Below are 21,145 nucleotides of genomic sequence, written 5' to 3' on the forward strand. Positions count from 1 at the left end.
GATGCGTGCGAGTGATCAGCGCACCCGGCTCTCGTCGGCCGCGTCGGTGCCGGCCGAGGGGGCCGGCGTGGCGCCGACCGGCGGCAGCTCCACCACCCGGGAGCGCGGCCAGGGCCGGGCCCAGCCGCCCATCTCCAGCAGCCGGTCGATCACTCCGGCGGTGAAGCCCCAGACCAGCATGCCGCGCGCCGAGAAGGCCGGGCCGGTCCAGCCGCTGGGATGGCGTACCCGCATCCGGTTGTCCGGGTCGACAAGCTCGGCCACGGGCAGCCGGGCGACGTGCGCCACCTCGGCCGGCTCGCGCGGGTGCACCGGGTGCGGGTCGTGCCACCAGGCGAGCACCGGGGTGACCACGAAGTCACTCACCGGGATCCAGAGGCGGGGCAGCTCGGCCAGCACGGTGACGCTTGCCGGGTCGAGGTCGACCTCCTCGTTCGCCTCGCGCAGCGCGGTGGCCCGGGCGTCGGCGTCCTCCGGGTCGGCCGCCCCGCCGGGGAAGGCCGGCTGGCCGGCGTGGTTGCGCAGGGTCGCGGCGCGCTGGAGGACGAGCACGTCCGGCCCGGCGCCGGGTTCCTCGCCGAGCAGCACCAGCACGGCGCTCTCCCGGCCGCCGGTCTCCGGCGTGGTGAGCCGGGTGAAGTCCTCCGCCCGCGCGGTGCCGAGCCGGCCCAGCAGCGGGTCGAACCATCCGGGCGGCCGTCGGGTCATACGGTCACCCCGAGGTGGGTACGGACGAGCGTGGCGAGGCGGGCGTCGTCGAGCGCGCCGGTCCCCTCGATGTGCCGGATCCGGCCGTCGGCGCCGACGAGCACGGTCAGCGGGAACGCGCTGCGTTCGAGCGCGCGTTCGAACGCGTCGCCCTGGTCGACGAGCATCGGGAAGCCGACGCCGAAGTCCTCACCGATGGACTGCGCGCCGCCGCGGCTGTCCCGGCTGTTCACGCCGATGACCTGGAACCGGCCGTCGGCCCGCTCGCTGAGCCGCTGGAACGCGGGCAGTTCCTTGCGGCACGGCGGGCACCAGGACGCCCAGACGTTGAGCACGGCCGGGCCCTTCACCTCGCGCAGCCGCACCGGCGCCCCGCCGGTGAAGCAGTTGAGCGTCAGGTCGGGCAGCGGATCACCGGCCTTGCCGGGCGGCGACGGCGTGGCCGAGGCCGGCGCCACGGTCAGCGGGGCGCAGTCGGCGAACGGCGACGGGCGTTCCGCCTGGGTGGCCGGTGCCGGCCCGGCCGGCTCGTCGGCCGTGGCGGTGCAGCCCGCTACCGCCAGCAGCAGCGGGGCGAGCAGAGGAGCGAGCCGGCGGTGCGTCACGGCACGTCCGCCACGGTCGCCTGCGGCGGCACCAGGTCGGGGTCGAGCCCGACGGCCGCCGCGAGGTCTCGCGCGCGGGGGCCCTTCAACAGCTTGGCCGCGGCGGCCGGCTCGGTCGGCCCGGTGCCGTACGCGGGGCAGAGCTTCGCCAGCGTGCACGCGCCGCAGGCCGGCTTGCGGGCATGGCAGACCCGGCGGCCGTGGAAGATGATCCGGTGCGACAGCATGGTCCAGTCGCGCCTGGGGAAGATCGCGCCGATCGCGTGCTCGATCTTGACCGGGTCGGTCTCAATGGTCAGCTCCCACCGCTGCACCAGCCGTTGAAAGTGGGTGTCGACGGTGATGCCGGGGACGTCGAAGGCGTTGCCGAGGATGACATTCGCGGTCTTGCGCCCGATGCCCGGCAGGGTGACCAGGTCGGTCAGCTTGCCGGGCACCTCGCCGTCGTACCGCTCGCAGAGCGCGCGGCCCAGGTTGATCAGTGAGCTGGTCTTGTTGCGGTAGAACCCGGTGGGCCGGATCAGCTCCTCCAGCTCCGCGCGGTCCGCCCCGGCGTAGTCGGCGGCGGTGCGGTAGCGGGCGAACAACTTCGGCGTGACCTCGTTGACCTTCTTGTCGGTGCACTGGGCGGACAGGATCGTGGCGACCGCCAGCTCCAGCGCGTTGGCGTGGTCGAGTTCACAGTGCGCGTCGGGGTGGGTCTCGGTCAGCACCCGGCCGATGCGGCGGGCGCGACGCGTACGGCCGAGGTCGGTCTCGGGGGAGCGCGTGGTCACGCCGGCCAGCCTACGTCGCGGGGCCGACGAGCCGGCGCGCCGACGCGGTCCGCGTGCGCTCAGCCACCCGCCGGGGCGCTGATCTTGCCGGCCGCGTCGAGCTTCGCGCCGGTCCTGCCGAAGTCCGTCCCGGTCAGCTCGCGCACCAGCCCGAGACCACGGTCCTGCCGGTCGACGGACGGACGGCCCACGCCGTTCATCACGGTCGAGGTGAACGTGCCGCCGACGAACCGCCCCTCGGCGGTGAGCGACACCTTGAGCACGCCGCCCCAGCCGAGCCGGCCGGCGCTGTTCAACGACTTCCCGCCGCCGGCGAAGTTGCCCAGGCTGTAGGCGATCAGCTTGCCCTGGTAGAACTCCATGCCGCGCAGCACGTGCGGGCCGTGCCCGATCACCAGGTCCGCGCCGGCGTCGATGACGGCACGGGAGAAGCGCACCGGGTCGCCCCGGTTCTCCCCGACGTACGTCTCGGTGCCCGGCTTCACCCTGGTCTTGTCGGCGCCCTCGGCGCCCATGTGCACCTGCACCACCACGAGCTGGGCCTGCTCCTTGGCCATCTCGATGACCTGCTTGGCGGCGTCGAGGTCGACCAGGCTGTTCGACCAGGGGTACGACGAGAAGCCGACCACTGCCACCTTGATGCCCTTGACCTCGACGACGGTGATCTCGCCGGGCGCCCCGGTGTGCTTGAGCCCGTGCGCCTCAAGCGCCGACTGGGTGTTCTCGTAGCCCTGCTGCCCGTAGTCGTTGCCGTGGTTGTTGGCCTGGTTGAGCAGCTGGAACCCGGCCGTGCGCAGGTGCGCCGCGTAGCCGGGCGGTGCCCGGAACTGGTAGCAGTTCTTCGGGTTCGGGCCGCACTTGCCGGCACCGGTGTCCTCGGTGAGCGGCTCCTCCAGGTTGCCCATCACCAGGTCACCCTTGAGCGCGGACTTCACGTCGTCGAAGAAGCCCTTGCCGCCGTTGGGGGGAAGCCGGTCCGGCGCGTTCCCCATGATCACGTCGCCGGTCGCGGTGAGTGAGATCGACGGCTCCTTCGACTCGCCGGCCGCCGGCTGGTCGCCCGTGGCGGGCCCGGCCGAGCCGGTCGACCCCCCGCCCTGCCCGTTCTGCCAGAGCGGGTCGTCGCCGCCGGAGTCCGAGCAGCCGGCGGCGAGCAGGACCGCGAAGAGGGCGCCGAGCGCGGCGAGCCGCGCGCCGAGGACGGACCGGCGCGCGGCGGGGTCGACGCGGCGCGGGCCCGGACCGGCGGGGCGACGGGCACGGGACACAGAAGGGGTGGGAGCGTACATCGTCGGCGACGCTACCGTGCCGGGAACGCCGCGACGAGGGCCGAATGGCCGGAGTAGTCGCCCGCGCACGTCAGCCTGCCCGCCGGTCGGACCACGGCACCACCGTGCCGGCGCCGCCGTCGCGCACCGCGGCGTGCACGGCGCGGGCCAGCGGTGCGCCCCACGCCGAGCGCGGGCCGCCGTACGGGGCCGGCTCGCCGTCGGCCGGGCAGAGCACGGTCACCGCGTCGGTGGCGGTCCCGGTGGCCGGCAGCCCCAGCTCCCAGATCGCCTGCGCCTTCGCCTCGGTGGCCGTGGCCACCGCGTTGACCAGGGCCGCGTCCCCGAGCCGGGCCGGCACGTACACGACGATGTTGACCGTGCCGACGCGCCGGGCCGTCGCGGCGGCCGGGTCCGTCACGGCGGCGGGGGCGGGCGCGGCGGCCCACACCGGGGCGCCCAGGCCGACCGTCGCCCAGACCCGGACACCACCGTCCGCCCGGCGCACCACCTCGCTCACGTCCACGCCGGTCAGCAGCCCGACCCCGGGTCCGTCCAGGTCGAGATCGCGGGCCAGCCCGGCCAGGTGGGCGGCGGGGTCGTCCCGGTCGTACGACATCGGCACGGTCGCGTTCACCACCCACCCCCGGACGCCGATCCCCCCGCCCAGCGGGGCGGAGCCGACCGCGAGCAACGGCGTGGCGGCCCGCCAGACCAACAGCGGAATGTCCCACCCGGCCTCCGACCGGCTGGTAAGGATCGGCTCACCCAGCACGCCGGTCACCCTACGATCACAGGTGGGCAGGGGTGGCGCCGGCCCGACCAGGGAGCGAGATCCAGGGGTGCACCTCCGATTCCTGCTCACGTGCGCCTAGACTGGCGGCGCGCGAGGGATCAGCGGACGGCGGACCCGGCCGACGGACGGCACGCGCAGGCGGAGGTGCGCGATGGACGAGGTACTGGCCCGCAGCGGGATCTTCCAGGGCGTTGACCCGGAGGCTGCCGAGGCGCTCGCCAAGGAGATGGAGACGATCGAGGTCCGCAAGGGCGAGGTCGTCTTCAACGAGGGCGAGCCCGGAGACAGTCTCTACATCCTCCTGTCCGGCAAGATCAAGGTCGGTCGCCGCGCGGCGGACGGCCGGCAGAACCTGATCGCCGTGATGGGCCCGTCGGACATGGTCGGCGAGCTGTCGCTGTTCGACCCCGGCCCGCGGACGGCGACCGCCACCGCGGTCACCGACACCCGGCTGGTCCGGCTGCGCAAGCAGGCCCTGCGGCCGTGGCTCAACAACCGCCCGGAGATCGCCGAGCAGCTGCTCCGGGTGCTGGCCCGCAGGCTGCGCCGGACCAACGACTCACTCGCCGACCTGATCTTCACCGACGTGCCGGGCCGGGTCGCCAAGAACCTGCTCCAGATGGCCGGCCGGTTCGGCACCCGCGACGGCGGCGTGCTGCGGGTGACCCACGACCTCACCCAGGAGGAGATCGCCCAGCTCGTCGGCGCCTCCCGGGAGACCGTCAACAAGGCGCTCGCCGACTTCGCCTCACGCGGCTGGCTGCGACTGGACGGCAAGAGCATCATCATCCTCGACCCGGAGCGCCTGGCCCGCCGCGCGCGGGTCTGACCCTCCCGGCCCCGATTCGCTCCGGCCCGGTCCGCCCCGCGCGGCCCGGGCCGGTCCCGACCTCCTCGCCTCCTTCGGTCCCCGGGACGGCTGCCGACGACCGTCCACCCTGGACCGGGCCGCCCCGATCCGCGACTCTGCGATAGCGTGGCGTGATGGGCCGGCGTTACCGGATACTCCTCGTCTCCAGCAGCGGCGGCGTCCTGCTGGACCTGCTCGCACTGCGCCCCTGGTGGGAGCGGCACGACCCGGCCTGGGTGGCGGTCCGCGCCCCCGACACCGAGGTCGCGCTGGCCGGGCAGCGGGTGCACTGGCAGCCCGAGCTGTCGACGCGCACCCGGCTCCGGGTGGTGCCGGCGACCTGGCGGGCCCTGCGTCTGCTGCGCCGGGAGCGACCCGACGTGGTGGTGTCGGCCGGCACCGGAGTGGCGGTGGGAGTCTTCCTCGCCGCCCGCCTGCTCCGGGTGCCGTCGCTGTGGCTGGAGACGTTCAACATGACCGGGCCCGCCGGGGCCGCCGCCCGGCTCTGTTCCCGGCTCGCCGCCGCGGTGCTGGTCCAGCGGCCCGCCCTGCTGGCCTCCCGGCCCCGCGCGGTGCTCATCGGTGAGCTCTACTGAGCATGGCCCGCGTCCTGGTCACCGTCGGCATGGGTCCGTGGCCGTTCGACCGCCTGGTCGCCGCCGTCGCGCCGCTCTGCGCCGCGCACGACGTGTTCGTTCAGACCGGCACCTCGACCGTGACACCGCCGTGCCCGCACGAGGCGTTCCTGCCCCTGGACGACCTGCGGGAGCGGCTGGCCGCCGCCGACGTGGTGATCACCCACGCGGGCAACACCGTCCGCCTGGTCCAGCGCCTCGGCCGGGTGCCGGTCGCGGTGGCCCGGGAGGCCGCACGGGGCGAGATGGGCAACGACCACCAGGTCTCCTACCTGCGCGCGGAGGAGCGCACGGGTCGGGTGGTCGCGGTGTGGGACGTGACCGACCTGCCGGCCGTGGTGGCCGGGCACCCGGAGCGGCAGCGGCTGTTGCTCGCCGAACGGCCGCTGCCCGACGCGGTCGACGACGAACGGCTTGTCGCCACGCTCGACGCGCTCTGCGCCCGGCTGGTCCGATGAGCCGGGCCGACGAGCGCCGAACCGGGCCGACGAGCCGGGCCGACGAGGCGACCCGGCAGCCGTTCGCCACCCATCCGCTGCGCCGGTACGCGTTCGCCTGGGCGGCGCTCGCCGGTCGCACCGGCCGGCACCTCGACCTGGGCTGCGGTCCCGGTGACTTCCTCGGCACGCTGCACGAGCACGGCACGGTGAGCTGCGAGGGCGCCGACCCGCACCCGGGCTACCTCGCCGGGCTGGCCGCCCGCCACCCGGGCCTGCCACTGCACCGGCTCCGGGTCGGCGGGCCGTTGCCGTTCCCCGACTGTCGCTTCGACTCGGTGAGCATGCTCGACGTGCTGGAGCACGTGCCGGACGAGGCCGCGCTGCTCGCCGAGACGCACCGGGTGCTCGCCCCCGGCGGGCTGCTGGTGCTGACCGTGCCGCGCCGGCACGTCTTCAGCTTCCTCGACCCGGACAATGCGAAGTTCGACTTCCCCCGGCTGCACCGCCGGATCTACTCGTGGCGGTTCGGGGCGCAGGTGTGGCACAGCCGGTTCGCCGACCTCTCCGACGACCTGCGCGGCGACATGTCGGTCGGCCGGGACCGGCACACCAACTACCGCACCGGGGAGCTGCTCGACCTGCTGCGCGCGGCGGGCTTCGCGCCGACCACGGTCACCGGGGCGAACCTGTTCTGGCGGTGGTTGCAGATCCCGGCGCTGCTCACCGGCGGGTCGCTGCGCCGGCTGTTGGAGCGCGGCATCCACCTCGACGGCCGGCTGTTCCGCTCGGCCAACCTCTTCGTCGTCGCCCGGAAACGCCCGGAGACGCCCGTGCGCGAGACCGACACCGACACCGACCGGAGGTGCCCGTGAGCATGGCCGACACCGCACGGCTGGCCTGGTTCTTCGGCCGGCTCGCGGTCAAGGAACGGGTCGCCCCCCGGCTGCACGTACGGCCGCTCGTCGCCGAGCTGTTCCTCACCGACAACTGCAACCTGCGCTGCACGAGCTGCGGCTGCTGGACCACGAACACCAAGGGCGAGTTGTCGACCGAGGAGTGGCGGGACGTCCTGCGGCAACTCGTCGCGCTACGCATCCACAAGGTCAACTTCACCGGCGGCGAGCCGTTGATCCGGCCGGACGCGCTGGCCCTGATGGCGTACGCCCGCGAGGTGGGCGTACGCCACCTGCACCTGAACACCAACGGCATCCGGCTCACCCCGCCCGTCCTCGCCGAGGTGCTCGCCGCGGGCGTACGCAGCTTCAACGTCTCCGTCGACGGGCCGACGGCGTTGGTGCACGACCGGATCCGGGGCCGGCTCGGCGCGTTCGAGACGACCACCCGCCACCTGCGCAACCTGATCGCGGAGCGCGACCGGCTCGGCCTGAAGGTGCGGATGAACTTCACCGTGATGCGGGACAATGTGGACAGCCTGCCCGGCATCGCGGCGCTGGCCCAGGAGCTGGGCGTGACGCTCTATCTCAACCTGGTCACCGACCGGACGTTCCTGTTCCGCACCGACGCGGTCACCGGGCAGACCGACGTGGCCGGCGACCGGCTCGACGCGGCGCTGGCCGAGCTGGAGGCGATGGCCCGGGCCGACCGGCGGTGGCTGCCGCGCTACTCGGAGCTGCGCTACCTGCGCGGGCACTTCGACGACCTGGTGCAACGTGACCTGCCGTGCGCCGAGTCGCAGCTCAAGCTGATGGTGCACTCCCGGGGTGAGATCGGCGGCTGCTGGGCGCACGACCCGACCGCCTCGGTCCGGCAGCGGCCGATCGCCGAGATCGTCGACGCCCCGGAATACCGCGCCGAGCACGCGCGGCTGTTCCGCAAGGAGTGCGTCGGCTGCGGCAGCAACTACAGCCTCAACCTGCGCTGGCGACCCGGCACCTATCTGGCCGACCGGCAGTGGCGGCGCGGGCGGCGCAGCCTTGTCTGAGCCGATGCGCCCGAGCCAGCCGCTGTACGACGCGCTGGCCCCCGGCTACGAGGAGCACTTCGCGGTGCCGCACCGGCGCGCCTACGACGACCTGGCGTGGGAGCGGGTGCGGGCGCTGCTGCCGCCGGACGCGCCGGTGGTGGACGTCGGCTGCGGGGTGGGCCGCTGGGCTCGGCGGCTGCTCGACCTGGGCCACCCGGTGACAGGTGTGGAGCAGGCGCCGGGGATGATCGCCGAGCTGCGCCGGCGGCCGCCCGGTCCCGGTTTCACCCTGGTCGAGGGCTCGATGACGGACGTGACGCTGCCCGCCACGGCCGGTGCGGTGCTGGCCATGGGTTCCCTCCAGTACACCGCCGATCCCGAGCGGGCGGTCCGGCACCTGGCCGGTTGGCTGCGCCCGGGCGGGGTGCTTGCCGTGCTCGTCGACTCGCTCGTCGGCCTGGTGCTGGAGCTGATCGGCGCGGGCCGGGACGACGAGGTGGTGGACCGGTTGGCCCGGCGTCGGGGCGTGTGGCGGGCCGGCGGGCACGCCGCCGACCTGCACCTGCTGGACCGCGCCCGGCTGGAGGCCGCGTTCGCCGCCGCCGGCCTGGTCGAGGTCCGCAGCGCCGGGTTGCTGGTGAGCGCCGGGCCGCTGGGTCGCGCGGGGCTGGCCGCGCGACTCGCCGCCGACCCGGAGGCGCTGCTGGCGCTGGAGCGCCGGCTCGGCGACGACCCGGTCCTCGCCGACGCCGGCAAGCAACTGCTGGTGACCGGCCGCCGCGCCCCGGTCTGAGGCGCGGGCGTCAGTCCAGGCAGCGGCGCAGCGCGGCGACGACCCGTTCGGCCTGCTCCACGGTGAGTTCCGAGGACATGGGCAGGGCCAGCGCCTCGGCGTCCAGCCGGTCGGTCACCGGCAGTGGTTCGCCGCCGCCGAGCGGGCCCCGGTGGATGGCCGCGAAGTAGGGCTTGGTCTGCACGCCGAGGGCGGCCAGCTCCGCCGCCACCAGGTCCCGCTCGGCGACCCGGGCCACCCAGTGCACCCAGCAGTGCCGGTCCCCGGGGCGGACCTGCTGGAACTCCACCGGCAGGGCGCGCGCGGCGTCCGCGTACACCTCGGCCACCTCGACCCGTCGGCGGACCAGCGTGTCCAGTTCCGCAAGCTGGTCGACCGCGACGACGGCGTGCAACTCGTTCATCAGCTCCGAGCGGGTCCAGCCGGCGGGCGCGGCGAGCACCGCCTCGGCGGCGTCGGCGGGCAGCACCAGGGCGCCGCCGGCCCCACCGGCCGAGACCACCTTGGCGAAACTCATCGAGTACGAGTGGGCGAGCGCCTGCTGCGCCACCGGGCGTCCCTGGTGCAGGCTGCCGAGGGCGGCGGCGGAGTCGGCAAGCAGCGCCACCCCGGCCGCGTCGCAGACCGCACGCAGGGCCGGGTAGTCGCACGGGTTGCCGAAGGTGTCGACGCCGAGCACCACCCGTACGCCGCCGCGCCCGATCGCGGTGGCGACGGCCGCCGGATCGAGCGTCCAGGTCGCGGCGTCCACGTCGGCGAAGCGCAGCGCGTACCCGAGTTGGACCAGGATCTCCGCGGTCGCGGGAAAGGTGTACGACGGCAGCACCGCCACGTCGCCGGGGCGGGCCGGGCCGACGGTGGCGGCCACCATGATCCGCAACGCGGCGGTGCCGGACGCGGTGACAAGGACCCGGTGGTCGTCGTCGAGTTCCAGTTCCTTGCCCAGTCGTTCGGTCAGCTCGCGCGTCCACCGGTTGCCGTGCTTGACCTCGCCGCTGGCGAGCGCCTCCTGCTGGCGGGCGGCCACCAGCTCGGGGTTGGCCGGCGGGGGCGGCACGACCACCGGCAGCGGCGGCCGGAACAGCGGGGTCCGGTCGGCGTCCACCTCGGCGACCAGCGCCGCCAGGTGCGGGCGGAGCGGACCGATCCGGTGGCCGGCGGCGGCCAGCCTGTCGGTGACCACCAGCCCGGAGCTGTCCGGCGTGGAGCGGGGTACGGTCCGCAGCGGCGACGACGAGCCGCACAGGTCCCGGATCCAGGTGGCGAGGTCGGTGAGGGGCACCGGCTCCCCGCCGACGTTCCAGACGCCGGGGCCGATCCCGTCGAGCAGCATCCGGGCGAGCGCGCCGGCGGGCAGGAAGCTGCGGACGGCGTCCGCGGTGACCGGCAGCGGCAACCCCTGGCGGGCCCGGCGGACCAGCCGGGTGGCGACCCGGTGCTGTCCCGCGCCGACCACGTTCGCGAGCCGGAGCACGGTCAGCCGATCGGGGTCGACCGCGCCGGCGACGAGCCGTTCCTGGGCGAGCTTCGCCATCGCGTACGTCCAGCGGCCGGTGGGATCGGCGTCGGCCATGGCGCGGGCCAGCGGGGCGGACCGCCAGGGTGGGCAGGGTGTCCGGGCCAGCTCGCGAGCCCGCGCGCACCAGTCGTCGATCTCCTCGACGGTCCACGGCAGCTCGGGCGCGGTGTCCTCGGTCAGTGGCCCGGCCACCGCGCCGTACACCTCGACGGACGAGGTCAGCACCACCCGCCGGCCGGCGAGGCGGGGCAGCAGCCGGGCGGTGCTGACGGCGTTGTCGAGCGGCAGCGTCCAGGGCCGGCGGGGACGCGGCTCGCTGGCGCCGAGCAGCACCACGACGATGCCGGGCGGCAGCTCGGGCGGGTCGTCGGTGAGCAGGTCCACCGGGATCCAGTCGAGGCCGGCGGCGGTGTGCGCCTCGGCCGGCGGATGGCGGTCCACGGTGGTGACCCGCGCCCCGGCGGCCAGCAATGCCTCGGCGGTGGCGGTGCCGAGGAATCCGGAGCCGCCGACCAGCACGAATTGATCCATGTCTCGTGCCCTCCCCGTGAACGGAGCACAGTATCGCCGAATCCGGCCGCCGGAGGTGTCGGATGTCGGCCCGAGAAAAAGTCAGTCTTGACTGTTTGTTTCCGGGACGGGAGGCTGTCCCCGTGCCCGCCGCACCGACCCGCGTCCCGCAGCAGGAACGCAGCCGCGCCACCCAGGCCCGGCTGCTGGAGGCGACCGTCGAATGCCTGGTGGAGCACGGCTGGTCCGGCACCACCACCACCGTGGTGGCCGCCCGCGCCGGTGTCTCCCGGGGCGCGCAGCTCCACCACTACCCCACCAGGGCCGCGCTCGTCACCGCCGCCGTCGGCCACCTCGCCGAGCGCCGGGCGGTCGAGCTGCGCACCGAGGCGGACGCGCTGCCGCCCGGCCCGCAACGACTGGACCGGGTGATCGACCTTCTCGGCGCGGCCTTCACCGGGCCGCTCTTCGTCGCCGCCCTCGAACTCTGGGTCGCCGCCCGCACCGACGCCGAGCTGCGCGGCGCGCTCGTCCCGCTGGAGGCCACGGTGGGCCGGGAGATGCACAGACTCACCGTCGAGCTGCTCGACGTCGACGAACGCCGCCCCGGCGTCCGCGAGGCGGTGCAGGCCACCCTCGACCTGCTTCGCGGGCTGGGCGTGGCAAACCTGCTCAACGACGACTCGACCCGCCGCGCGGCGCTGCTGCACACCTGGAAACGCCAGCTCGCCACGCTCCTCACCCCCGACACCGACGACGGGCCGCACTGATTCGACGCCCCTGACCGGCCCACCCTGCGGAGGCCCCATGGTCGACCTGACCGCACTGCTCGCGGATCTCGCCGCCGAGTCCGACCAGCTCGACGCTCTCGTCAGCGGGTTACCCCCGGAGGGCTGGACCCGATCCACCCCCGCAGCGGGCTGGACCGTCGCGCACCAGATCGCGCACCTGGCCTGGACCGACCACGTGGCCCACCTGGCCGCCACCGACGAGTCGGCGTTCTTCGCCTCGGTCACCGCCGCGCCGGACCTGTCCCGCCTGGTCGAGGACGGCGCCGAGGCGTTCCTCGCTCCGCCTGACGCGCTGCTGACCCGCTGGCGGGACGGCCGGTCCGCGCTCGCGGCGGCCCTGGCCGCCGCCCCGGCCGGCGAGAAGCTGCCCTGGTACGGGACCCGGATGTCGCCCACCTCGATGGCCACCGCCCGGCTCATGGAGACCTGGGCGCACGGCGAGGACGTCGCCGACGCGCTCGGCGTCACCCGCACCCCGACCGCCCGGCTGCGGCACATCGCGTACCTCGGCTTCCGTACCCTCGGGCACGGCTTCGCCGCGCACGGCCGCGCGGTGCCGGCGGACCCGGTCCGGGTCGAGCTGGCCGCGCCCGCCGGCGACGAGGTCTGGGCGTTCGGGCCGGCGGACGCCGCCGACCGGGTGACCGGGCCGGCGCTCGACTTCTGCCTGCTGGTGACGCAGCGGCGGCACCGCGCCGACCTGGCCCTGGTCGCGACCGGTCCGGTCGCCGACGAGTGGCTGGACGTGGCCCAGGCGTTCGCCGGGCCGCCCGGCGACAAGCGGCAGCCGGCGAGCGGGGCGCACCTATGAGCGCGCTGCGGGTCGGCAACGCCTCCGGCTTCTACGGCGACCGGTTCGCCGCCTGGCGGGAGATGCTCGACGGCGGTGAGTTGGACGTGCTGACCGGCGACTACCTGGCCGAGTTGACCATGCTGATCCTCGGCCGGGACCGGATGCGTGACCCGTCGCTCGGCTACGCGAAGACGTTCCTGCGGCAACTGGAGGGCGTGCTCGGCACCGCGCTGGAGCGCGGGGTCACCCTTGTCACGAACGCCGGCGGCCTCAACCCGGGCGGCCTGGCCGACGCGGTCCGGTCGCTCGCCGCGCGGCTCGGCCTCGACGTGCGGGTCGGGTACGTGGAGGGCGACGCGCTCCCCCGACCGGACGCGCTCACCGCGAACGCGTACCTGGGCGCGTTCGGGATCGCGGCCTGCCTCGACGCGGGCGCGGACGTGGTGGTCACCGGGCGGGTCACCGACGCCTCCCTGACGATGGGGCCGGCGATCGCCCGCTTCGGCTGGACCCGCGACGACCTCGACGCGCTGGCCGGGGCGACAGTCGCCGGGCACCTGATCGAGTGTGGGGCGCAGGTCACCGGCGGCAACTTCAGCTTCTTCACCGAGCTGCCGGACGGCGGGCACCGGCCCGGCTTCCCGATCGCCGAGCTGCACCCGGACGGGTCGTCGGTGCTCACCAAACACCCGGGCACCGGTGGCGCGGTCACCGTCGAGACGGTCACCGCCCAACTGCTGTACGAGGTGGGCGGGCCGGACTATCTCGGGCCGGACGTGGTGACCCGGCTGGACACGGTGCGCCTGGAGCAGGAGGGGCCGGACCGGGTCCGGGTCTCCGGGGTGCGCGGCACGCCGCCGCCGGACACGCTGAAGGTGGGCGTCAACAACCTGGGCGGCTTCCGCAACTCGATGACGTTCGTGCTGTGCGGGCTGGACATCCCGGCCAAGGCGGCCCTGGTCCGGGGCCAGATGGAGGAGGCGGTCGGCGTCGACGGGCTGGAGTTCACGCTGGCCCGCACCGACCACCCGGACGCCGCCGACACCGAGGCGGCGAGCGCGCTGCTGCACGTACACCTGCGGGACGGCGACCGGGCGCGGGCCGGGCGGGCGTTCTCGACCGCCGCGGTGGAGTTGGCGCTCGCCTCCTACCCGGGCTGCACGTTGACCACGCTGCCCGGCGACGCGACGCCGTACGGCGTGTTCACCGCCGACACCGTCGCGCAGGACGCGATGGAGCACGTGGCGGTGCTCCCGTCCGGCGAGCGCGTCCCGATCCCGCCGCCGCCCACGACGAAACGATTGGCGGGGCCCCCGCCTCTACCGAATGCGTTAAGCGGGGCCCCCGCCTTACACCTCAGCCGGCGCGGAGCGTTGGGGGAGGTGGTGGGAGCGCGCTCGGGCGACAAGGGTGGGGACGCCAACCTCGGCGTGTGGGCCCGGACGGACGCCACCTGGGACTGGCTGCGCGGCTGGCTCACCGTCGAGCGGCTGGCGGACCTGCTGCCGGAGACGGCGACGCTTGCCGTGGAGCGGTACGAGCTGCCGAACCTGCGCGCGGTCAACTTCGTGATCCGGGGACTGCTGGGGCCGGGCGTGGCCGCGTCCACCCGGTTCGACCCGCAGGCCAAGGCGCTGGGCGAGCTGCTCCGCGCCCGGGTGGTCGACCTGCCGGCGGAGGTGCCGGCATGACCCTCGTGGACACCCCCGAACGACGCCAGCTCCGCGAGCTGACCCGCGCCTTCGTCACCCGGGAGGTGCTGCCCCACCTGGCCGGCTGGGAGCGGGCCGGCGAGGTGCCCCGGTCGTTGCACGAGACCGCCGCGAAGATCGGGCTGCTCGGCGTCGGCTTCCCCGAGTCGGTCGGCGGCAGCGGGGGCGACCTGCTCGACTCGATCGTCGTCACCGAGGAGATCATCCGCTCGGGCGGCTCGTCCGGGCTGGTCGCGGCGCTGTTCACGCACGGCATCGCGCTGCCGCACATCGTCGCCGCCTGCGGCGACACGGCCGGCTCGGGCGCCGGCGGTCCGCAGCACCTCATCGACACCTACGTACGGCCGACGCTGGCCGGCACCATGATCGGCTCGCTGGCGATCACCGAACCGGACGGCGGCTCGGACGTGGCGGCGATCCGCACCTGCGCGGTACGCGACGGCGACCACTACGTGGTGAACGGGTCGAAGACCTACATCACCAGCGGCGTCCGGGCGGACTTCGTGACCACCGCGGTCTGCACCGACTTCCCCGGGTCGGGCTCGCTGAGCCTGCTGGTGATCGACAAGGGCACGCCCGGGTTCACCGTGGGCCGTCGGCTGGAGAAGCTGGGCTGGCACTGCTCGGACACCGCCGAGCTGTCCTTCGTCGACGTCCGGGTGCCGGTGACGAACCGGGTCGGGCCAGAGGACACCGCCTTCCTCGCCATCATGCAGCAGTTCGCCACCGAGCGGCTCTCGCTCGCCACGCAGGCGTACGCGACCGCGCAGCGCTGCGTCGACCTGGCGGTGCGGTGGTGCCGGGACCGCTCCACGTTCGGCCGCCCGCTCGCCGGCCGGCAGCTCGTCCGACACCGGCTGGCCGAGATGCACACCCGCGCCGAGGCGGCCCGGGCGTACGTGCACGAGGTCGCGGAGCGCGTCGCCGCGGGGCAGCCGGTGGTGACCGAGGTGGCGATGGCGAAGAACGTGGCGGTGGCCGCCTGCGACCACGTGGTCGACGCCGCGCTGCAACTGCACGGCGGGTTCGGCTACCTGCGCGACGCCGAGGTGGAACGGCACTACCGGGACGCCCGGATCCTCGGCATCGGCGGCGGCACCACCGAGATCATGAACGAGATCATCGCGAAGGGCATGGGCCTGTGACCGTTCTCCAGAGCACGATCGACCCGTCGGCGCCGGCGTTCGCGGCCAACCGGGAGGCGCTGCGGGAACGCCTCGCCGAACTGGAGGCGGCGCTCGACCAGGCGCGGGCCGGCGGCGGCGAGAAGTACGTGACCCGGCACCACAAGCGCGGCAAGCTGCTCCCCCGGGAACGAATCGAGTTGCTGCTCGACCCGGACAGCCCGTTCCTGGAGCTGTCGCCGGTGGCCGCGTACGGCACCGACTTCCCGGTGGGCGCCAGCACCGTGACCGGCATCGGCGTGGTCGAGGGCGTGGAGTGCCTGATCGTGGCGAACGACCCGACGGTACGCGGCGGCGCGGTCAACCCGTGGTCGCTGGCGAAGACCCGGCGGGCGGGTGAGATCGCGCTCGCGAACCGGCTGCCGATGGTGAACCTGGTCGAGTCGGCCGGCGCGGACCTGCCCAGCCAGGCGGAGATCTTCATTCCCGGCGGGCGGGTGTTCCGCGACCTGACCCGGCTCTCCAAGGCGAAGATCCCCACGGTGAGCGTGGTCTTCGGCAACGCCACTGCCGGCGGCGCGTACGTGCCCGGCATGTCGGACTTCACCATCATGATCCGGGACCGGTCGCAGGTCTACCTGGCCGGACCACCGCTGGTGAAGATGGCCACCGGCGAGGTCACCGACGACGAGTCACTCGGCGGCGCGGCGATGCACGCCAGCACGTCCGGCCTGGCCGACTTCCTCGCCGAGGACGAACGGGACGGGATCCGGCTGGCCCGCCAGTGCGTACGCCGGCTCAACTGGCGCAAGCACGGCCCGCCGCCGCGCACCTTGTCCCCGCTGCCACCCCGGTACGACCCGGAGGAGCTGCTCGGCCTCGCCAGCGCCGACCTGAAGGTGCCGTTCGACCCGCGCGAGGTGCTGGCCCGGGTGCTCGACGACAGCGCGTTCGACGAGTTCAAGCCCGGCTACGGCACCGCGCTGGTGACCGGTTGGGGCGAGCTGCACGGCTGGCCGGTCGGCGTGCTGGCGAACGCCCGGGGCGTGTTGTTCAGCGAGGAGGCGCAGAAGGCGACCCAGTTCATCCAGCTCGCCAACGCGGCCGACACTCCGCTCGTCTTCCTCCAGAACACCACCGGCTACATGGTCGGCACCGAGTACGAGCAGCGCGGCATCATCAAGCACGGCGCGCTGATGATCAACGCGGTGTCGAACTCGACGGTACCGCACCTGACCGTCAACCTGGGCGCCTCCTACGGCGCCGGCAACTACGGCATGTGCGGTCGGGCGTACGAGCCGAGGTTCCTGTTCACCTGGCCGAACGCGAAGTCGGCGGTGATGGGGCCGGCGCAGTTGGCCGGCGTGCTGTCGATCGTCGCCCGGCAGGCAGCCGCCGCCCGGGGCCGCGACTACGACGAGGACTCCGACGCGGCCATGCGGATGATGGTCGAGCAGCAGATCGAGTCGCAGTCCGGGGCGTTGTTCCTCTCCGGCCGGCTCTACGACGACGGGGTGATCGACCCCCGCGACACCCGTACCGTCCTCGGGCTCTGCCTGTCGGCGATCCACAACGGACCGGTGAGGGGCGCCGACGGCTTCGGCGTCTTCCGGATGTGACCTGTGAGCGCGAGGAACGCAGCGAAGCGGAGTCCCGCAGTCGCGAACGAAAGGCAGGCTCAGCGCGAATGATCACGAAGCTTCTCGTGGCGAACCGGGGGGAGATCGCCCGCCGGGTCTTCGCCACCTGCCGGGCGCTCGGCGTGGCGACCGTGGCCGTGCACTCCGACGCGGACGCCGACGCGCCGTTCGTCGCCGAGGCCGACCAGGCGGTCCGGCTCCCGGGGAACACGCCGGCCGAGACGTACCTGCGGATTGACCTGATCCTGGACGCGGCCCGGCGGGCCGGCGCGGACGCGGTCCACCCCGGCTACGGCTTCCTCGCCGAGAACGCCGAGTTCGCCGCCGCGGTGACCGACGCCGGCCTGACGTGGGTGGGTCCGCCGGCCAAGGCGATCGCCGCGATGGGCGACAAGATGGCCGCCAAGGCGCTGCTCGCCGACGCGGGCGTGCCGATGCTGCCCACCTGGACCGACCCCGACCAGGTCACCGACTTCCCGGTGCTGGTCAAGGCCACCGCGGGCGGTGGCGGCCGGGGCATGCGGATCGTCCGCGACGCCGCCGGGCTGGCCGAGGCCGTCGCGGGCGCGCGCCGCGAGGCGGCGTCGGCGTTCGGCGACGGCACGGTCTTCATCGAGCGGTACGTCGAACGCGGCCGGCACGTCGAGGTGCAGATATTCGGCGACACCCACGGCACGGTGATGGCGCTCGGGGTACGCGACTGCTCGATCCAGCGCCGGCACCAGAAGATCGTCGAGGAGGCGCCGGGGGTGCTGCCCGACGGGGTGCGCGCGCGCCTGCACGAGGCGGCGGTGGCGGCCGGGCGGGCGGTCGACTACGTGGGCGCGGGGACTGTGGAGTTCCTGCTCGCGCCGGACGGGCAGGTGCACTTCCTGGAGATGAACACCCGCCTCCAGGTGGAACACCCGGTCACCGAGCTGACCACCGGGCTGGACCTGGTCCGGCTGCAACTGCTCGTGGCCGAGGGCGAGCCGCTGCCGGTCCCGGCCACGCCGCCCGCCGAGGGGCACGCGATCGAGGTGCGGCTCTGCGCCGAGGAACCGGCCGAGGGCTTCCGCCCGGCGACCGGCACGCTGCACCGGTTCGCGATCCCCGGGGTGGCCGCCGAGTTCGGGCCGGCGCGCGGGCTGCGCCTGGACTCGGGCGTGGTGGACGGCTCGACGGTGAGCGTGCACTACGACTCGATGCTCGCGAAGCTTGTCGCCTGGGCGCCCACCCGTGCCGAGGCGGCCCGCGCCCTGGCCGGCGCGCTGGCCCGGGCCGAGTTGCACGGCGTGGCCACCAACCGGGATCTGCTGGTGCGCGTGCTGCGCAGCCCGGAGTTCACCGCCGCCGACGTGGACACCGGCTTCCTGGACCGGCACCCCGAGGTCTTCGCCCCGCTGCTGCCGCCGGACCAGCTTCCGGTGGCCGCGCTGGCGGCGGCGCTGGCGGGCGCGGCAGCGCGCCGGGCCGCCGCACCGGTGCTGGCGGGCCTGCCGTCCGGCTGGCGCAACGTCCCCGCCCTCCCCCAGCTCACCCGCTTCACCACCATCGAGATCAGCTACCGCCTCACCCGCACCGGCGCCCTCGCCGAGTGGGAAAGGCGGGGGCCCCTTTTAACGGATTCGGTAGAGGAAGGGGCCCCTATTAACACCGGAGCCGGCGAGCCGCAGGCGCGGGTGGGGCTGGTGAGCGCCGCGCCGGACCGGGTGGTGCTCGACGTCGACGGGGTGCGGCGCGCGTTCCGCGTACACCGGGTGGGTTCGTCGGTCTTCGTGGACGGCCCGGACGGGGCGACGAGCCTCACCGAGCTGCCGCGGCTGCCCCCGCCCACCGCGGCGCTGGCGGCCGGGTCACTGCTCGCGCCGCTGCCCGGCGCGGTGACCCGGGTGCACGTCGAGGTCGGCCAGCGGGTCGCCGCCGGTGACCTGCTGCTGACGCTGGAAGCGATGAAGCTCGAACATCAGGTGCTCGCCCCGGCCGCCGGCATCGTGGCGGAGCTGCCGGTGCCGCCCGGCGGCCAGGTGGAGACGGGCACCGTGCTGGCCGTGGTCGACCCCGAGGAGGACCCGCAGTGAACTTCGACCTCACCGACGAGCAGGACCAGCTCCGCGACGCCGTCCGGGCGCTGGGCCGCAGGTACGGCCACTCCTACTTCGTGTCGAAAGCCAAGGCCGGGGAACACACCACCGAGCTGTGGCACGAGGCCGGCCGGCTCGGCTACCTCGGCGTCAACATCCCCACCGAGTACGGCGGTGGCGGCGGCGGCATCACCGAGCTGGCGCTTGTCTGCGAGGAACTGGCCGCGGCGGGCTGCCCGCTGCTGCTGCTCGTGGTCTCCCCCGCCATCGCCGCCACGGTGATCCACAAGCATGGTACGGAGGAGCAGCGCAAACGGCACCTGCCCGGCCTCGCCGACGGCTCCCAGAAGATCGTCTTCGCGATCACCGAACCGGACGCCGGCTCGAACTTCCACCGGCTCGGCACGGTGGCCCGCCGCGACGGCGACGACTGGCTGCTCACCGGCCGCAAGGTCTACATCTCCGGCGTGGACGAGGCCGATCACGTGCTGGTGGTGGCCCGGACCGAAGACTCCGCCACCGGAAAGCTCAAGCCGGCGTTGTTCATCGTGCCGACCGACGCTCCGGGGCTGGAGAAGTCGAAGCTGGACATGGAGATCCTGTCCCCGGAGAACCAGTTCCTGCTCTACCTGGACGACGTCCGGCTGCCCGCCGACGCGCTCGTCGGCGAGTCGCTCGACGCCGGCCTGCCGGCGCTGTTCGCCGGCCTCAACCCGGAACGCATCACGGTGGCCGCGATGGGCGCCGGCACCGGCCGCTACGCCATCGAGAAGGCGTCCGACTACACCGCCACCCGCAAGGTCTGGGGCGGCCGGTCGATCGGCTCCCACCAGGGCGTCGCGCACCCGCTCGCGCACGCGGCCGTGCAGGTCGAGCTGGCCCGCCTGATGATCCACAAGGCGGCCACGCTCTACGACGCCGGCCGCGACCTGGAGGCCGGCGTCGCCGGCAACATGGCCAAGTACGCGGCCGGCGAGGCCGCCGCGCTCGCCGTGGACACCGCCGTCCAGGCGCTCGGCGGGGCCGGCATGACCACGGAGTACGGGGTGGCGACGCTGCTCGGCGCGGTGCGGGCCGGCCGGATCGCCCCGGTGAGCCGCGAGATGATCCTCAACTTCGTCGCCCAGCACGTCCTCGGCCAGGACAAGTCCTACTGACCGGCGATTATCCGGTCGACGCCCGTCGCGAGAGGTGGGGAGACTGTCGGGGTGTGGGCGGATCCGGTGGAGCGGGCGGGTGAGCGGCTGTACGCCGTGTTCGCCGGGCACCCGATGCCGTCCGATATGGCAGCGTGCGAGCACTGCGTGGACCCGGCGGACGTCGACCGGTTCCGGCGTACGCCGCTGCGCGCGCTGACGCCGGACCAACTCGGCAGCTACCTGTCCAACCCGGGCACCTGGGGTGACGGGAGCGAGCTGCCGCACCTGGCGCCCCGGCTGCTGACCGCCTACGCCGCCGGCGAGATGGTCGACCACTCCTGGCCGGACACGCTGGCCCGCCGGATCGCCCGACACTGGGCGGGCTGGACGCCGGCCGAGCGGGACGCGGTCGGGGACTTCTTCCGCGCCTGGTGGCGGTGGACGCTGACGTCTTGGCCGTCCACGTACCCGGCGGTGGACCTGCTGAACGCGGTGGCCGAGCTGAGGTTGGACCTCGGCCCGTACCTGGCGGACTTCGCGGAGCTGACGGGCGAGGCGCCCCTCCGCCACCTCGCGGACACCGTGCGATGGTCGGCGCCGGAGGAGCCGGCGAGGGGCGAGATGGAGCGTTGGTGGGCCTCGGACACCCCGACGGACCTGCTGTGGGCAGCCGCGGTGGCCCACGCGGGAACCCGCCTCGGCGACGAGTTGGTCGAGGCAGCCGACTTGGCCGACCTGCTCCGCAAGACGCGCTGACCCGGCGCGGGCTCGACGCAGCGCAGGCTCGGCGCGGGCTCGACGCAGCGCGGGCTCGGCGCGGGCTCGACGCAGCGCGGGCTCGGCGCGGGCTCGACGCAGCGCGGGCTCGGCGCGGGCTCGACGCAGCGCGGGCTCGGCGCGGGCTCGACGCAGCGCGGGCTCGGCGCGGGCTCGACGCAGCGCGGGCTCGGCGCGGGCTCGACGCAGCGCGGGCTCGGCGCGGGCTCGGCGCAGCGCGGGCTCGGCGCGGGCTCGGCGCGGGCTCGGCGCAGCGCGGGCTCGGCGCAGCGCGGGCTCGGC

At 74.5% G+C, this 21,145-nt stretch carries 20 protein-coding genes; 14 read left to right on the top strand and 6 right to left on the bottom strand.

Going from position 1 to position 21,145, the window contains the following annotated elements:
- Positions 1-15: 15 nt before the first annotated feature.
- From O7613_RS23685 to O7613_RS23705, 5 genes are all read right to left on the bottom strand, one after another.
- Complete coding sequence (locus O7613_RS23685) at positions 16-708, bottom strand: CoA pyrophosphatase (RefSeq protein ID WP_281586268.1); 693 nt, start codon at positions 706-708, stop codon at positions 16-18.
- Positions 705-1,313, bottom strand: a complete 609-nt coding sequence (locus tag O7613_RS23690) for a TlpA disulfide reductase family protein (RefSeq protein WP_282290058.1) — start codon at positions 1,311-1,313, stop codon at positions 705-707. The genes O7613_RS23685 and O7613_RS23690 overlap by 4 nt, the downstream gene beginning before the upstream one ends.
- Positions 1,310-2,089, bottom strand: coding sequence for an endonuclease III (gene nth / locus O7613_RS23695; RefSeq protein ID WP_282290060.1), 780 nt, complete (start codon positions 2,087-2,089; stop codon positions 1,310-1,312). The genes O7613_RS23690 and nth overlap by 4 nt, the downstream gene beginning before the upstream one ends.
- A 59-nt stretch (positions 2,090-2,148) precedes the next feature.
- Positions 2,149-3,246 carry a CapA family protein gene (locus O7613_RS23700; RefSeq protein WP_282294603.1) on the bottom strand — a complete coding sequence of 366 codons (1,098 nt, stop codon included), beginning with the start codon at positions 3,244-3,246 and terminating at the stop codon, positions 2,149-2,151.
- A 202-nt stretch (positions 3,247-3,448) separates the two neighbouring features.
- On the bottom strand, positions 3,449-4,132 hold the full coding sequence (locus tag O7613_RS23705) for an adenosylcobinamide amidohydrolase (RefSeq protein WP_281590024.1): 684 nt from the start codon (positions 4,130-4,132) through the stop codon (positions 3,449-3,451).
- Positions 4,133-4,304: 172 nt separating this feature from the next.
- Between O7613_RS23705 and O7613_RS23710 the strand changes: the two genes are divergently transcribed.
- The 6 genes from O7613_RS23710 (at position 4,305) to O7613_RS23735 (ending at position 8,795) form a co-directional block, all read left to right on the top strand.
- A complete protein-coding gene (locus O7613_RS23710) occupies positions 4,305-4,982 on the top strand; it encodes a Crp/Fnr family transcriptional regulator (RefSeq protein ID WP_007073398.1) in 678 nt (225 codons plus the stop codon).
- A 155-nt stretch (positions 4,983-5,137) separates the two neighbouring features.
- Positions 5,138-5,599, top strand: coding sequence for a hypothetical protein (locus O7613_RS23715; RefSeq protein ID WP_282290062.1), 462 nt, complete (start codon positions 5,138-5,140; stop codon positions 5,597-5,599).
- Positions 5,600-5,601: 2 nt separating this feature from the next.
- Positions 5,602-6,096: a hypothetical protein gene (locus tag O7613_RS23720; RefSeq protein WP_282290064.1), complete on the top strand. Its 495-nt coding sequence runs from the start codon at positions 5,602-5,604 to the stop codon at positions 6,094-6,096.
- Positions 6,093-6,950: a class I SAM-dependent methyltransferase gene (locus O7613_RS23725; RefSeq protein WP_282290066.1), complete on the top strand. Its 858-nt coding sequence runs from the start codon at positions 6,093-6,095 to the stop codon at positions 6,948-6,950. Before O7613_RS23720 ends, O7613_RS23725 begins: the two co-directional genes overlap by 4 nt.
- 2 nt (positions 6,951-6,952) lie before the next feature.
- Entirely contained in the window at positions 6,953-8,020 is a 1,068-nt protein-coding gene (locus tag O7613_RS23730; protein WP_282290068.1) for a radical SAM protein, read from the top strand.
- A gap of 4 nt (positions 8,021-8,024) precedes the next feature.
- Positions 8,025-8,795 (top strand): class I SAM-dependent methyltransferase, encoded by a 771-nt coding sequence (locus O7613_RS23735; protein WP_282290070.1) that lies wholly within the window; start codon positions 8,025-8,027, stop codon positions 8,793-8,795.
- A 10-nt stretch (positions 8,796-8,805) separates the two neighbouring features.
- On the opposite strand, the gene O7613_RS23740 is transcribed toward O7613_RS23735, so the two are convergent.
- Positions 8,806-10,845 carry an aminotransferase class I/II-fold pyridoxal phosphate-dependent enzyme gene (locus tag O7613_RS23740; protein WP_282290072.1) on the bottom strand — a complete coding sequence of 680 codons (2,040 nt, stop codon included), beginning with the start codon at positions 10,843-10,845 and terminating at the stop codon, positions 8,806-8,808.
- 122 nt (positions 10,846-10,967) lie between these two features.
- Between O7613_RS23740 and O7613_RS23745 the strand changes: the two genes are divergently transcribed.
- The 8 genes from O7613_RS23745 (at position 10,968) to O7613_RS23780 (ending at position 20,842) form a co-directional block, all read left to right on the top strand.
- Entirely contained in the window at positions 10,968-11,594 is a 627-nt protein-coding gene (locus O7613_RS23745; protein ID WP_281586247.1) for a TetR/AcrR family transcriptional regulator, read from the top strand.
- Between the two features lie 37 nt (positions 11,595-11,631).
- Positions 11,632-12,426 (top strand): TIGR03084 family metal-binding protein, encoded by a 795-nt coding sequence (locus O7613_RS23750; protein ID WP_281586246.1) that lies wholly within the window; start codon positions 11,632-11,634, stop codon positions 12,424-12,426.
- Complete coding sequence (locus tag O7613_RS23755; RefSeq protein ID WP_282290074.1) at positions 12,423-14,099, top strand: acyclic terpene utilization AtuA family protein; 1,677 nt, start codon at positions 12,423-12,425, stop codon at positions 14,097-14,099. The genes O7613_RS23750 and O7613_RS23755 overlap by 4 nt, the downstream gene beginning before the upstream one ends.
- On the top strand, positions 14,096-15,265 hold the full coding sequence (locus O7613_RS23760) for an acyl-CoA dehydrogenase family protein (protein WP_282290075.1): 1,170 nt from the start codon (positions 14,096-14,098) through the stop codon (positions 15,263-15,265). The genes O7613_RS23755 and O7613_RS23760 overlap by 4 nt, the downstream gene beginning before the upstream one ends.
- The gene (locus O7613_RS23765; protein WP_282290076.1) at positions 15,262-16,863 is read left to right on the top strand and encodes a carboxyl transferase domain-containing protein; all 1,602 of its coding nucleotides are present in this window, start codon (positions 15,262-15,264) and stop codon (positions 16,861-16,863) included. The genes O7613_RS23760 and O7613_RS23765 overlap by 4 nt, the downstream gene beginning before the upstream one ends.
- Positions 16,864-16,931: 68 nt before the next feature.
- Positions 16,932-18,944 (top strand): biotin carboxylase N-terminal domain-containing protein, encoded by a 2,013-nt coding sequence (locus O7613_RS23770; protein WP_282290077.1) that lies wholly within the window; start codon positions 16,932-16,934, stop codon positions 18,942-18,944.
- Entirely contained in the window at positions 18,941-20,104 is a 1,164-nt protein-coding gene (locus O7613_RS23775; protein ID WP_282290078.1) for an acyl-CoA dehydrogenase, read from the top strand. Before O7613_RS23770 ends, O7613_RS23775 begins: the two co-directional genes overlap by 4 nt.
- Before the next feature lie 51 nt (positions 20,105-20,155).
- Positions 20,156-20,842 carry a hypothetical protein gene (locus tag O7613_RS23780; protein WP_282290080.1) on the top strand — a complete coding sequence of 229 codons (687 nt, stop codon included), beginning with the start codon at positions 20,156-20,158 and terminating at the stop codon, positions 20,840-20,842.
- Positions 20,843-21,145 lie beyond the last annotated feature (303 nt).

Source organism: Micromonospora sp. WMMD975 (assembly GCF_029581215.1).
Taxonomy (GTDB): Bacteria; Actinomycetota; Actinomycetes; order Mycobacteriales; family Micromonosporaceae; genus Micromonospora.